Origin of the sequence: Pseudoalteromonas sp. BSi20480 (assembly GCF_000241365.1) — a bacterium.
Taxonomy (GTDB): Bacteria; Pseudomonadota; Gammaproteobacteria; order Enterobacterales; family Alteromonadaceae; genus Pseudoalteromonas; species Pseudoalteromonas marina.
In genome coordinates this window covers 1-630 of the sequence record NZ_BADX01000133.1, presented here as the reverse complement: position 1 = coordinate 630, position 630 = coordinate 1, and the positions used below count along the sequence as shown (strand labels likewise).

The following is a 630-nucleotide window of genomic DNA, read 5'->3' as shown; positions in this document are numbered from 1 at the left end:
CATATAGTAAAATTAAAAAAGCTATTAAAAGTTATTAATCATCTGAACCAAATTAAGTGTAAAGAATAAAAGGTAAACAATATGGATTTTGGAAGCAATACTCAGGAATGTATCCCATTAAGTACTTATGCTGATTGGACTTCCCAGATTTTTGTAAGATTATTGGCTTGAATTGGGCTATGGCAGAAGAATTATTTGAGCATGGCTTTTTAACTTATAAACCCGTGATTGATGAATTCCCAAATGATGAAGCTCAACAAGAGTTAGTCTTTACTGGCACCATGTTCTCTGCTGGTATTACTTTAGATATATTACGCTTTGTTACGAGTTCATTGCAAAGTCCGTTTGCTTATGAGCATAGCGATATATATTTTGATTGGATTATATAGGCGATGGGTTGATATTCCACAACAAGAAGCTCCTTGGGAAGTTGCTGTAGCTCATATAGATGAGCTAGCAGAATCACAAGACATTGACTCATTAATGGAGTTAAAAACCGTGTTGAAGAAGCCATAAATAGCTTATCTACAAATAAATAATAGAACACTAATTACTAATTTACTCCGGAAAAATAAAAGTAAATAAAGGGAACTTATGAAATTTATACATACCTCTGATTGGCATATTGGC

At 32.9% G+C, this 630-nt stretch carries 2 protein-coding genes; both read left to right on the top strand.

Going from position 1 to position 630, the window contains the following annotated elements:
- Positions 1-179: 179 nt before the first annotated feature.
- Positions 180-389 (top strand): hypothetical protein, encoded by a 210-nt coding sequence (locus P20480_RS05940; RefSeq protein ID WP_008131074.1) that lies wholly within the window; start codon positions 180-182, stop codon positions 387-389.
- A complete protein-coding gene (locus tag P20480_RS19520) occupies positions 373-516 on the top strand; it encodes a hypothetical protein (protein ID WP_008131072.1) in 144 nt (47 codons plus the stop codon). The genes P20480_RS05940 and P20480_RS19520 overlap by 17 nt, the downstream gene beginning before the upstream one ends.
- Positions 517-630 lie beyond the last annotated feature (114 nt).

What these genes read in the sequence shown, in the direction of transcription:
- P20480_RS05940 (WP_008131074.1), top strand. Translation starts at nt 180, where the DNA reads ATGGCAGAAGAATTATTTGAGCATGGCTTTTTAACTTATAAACCCGTG.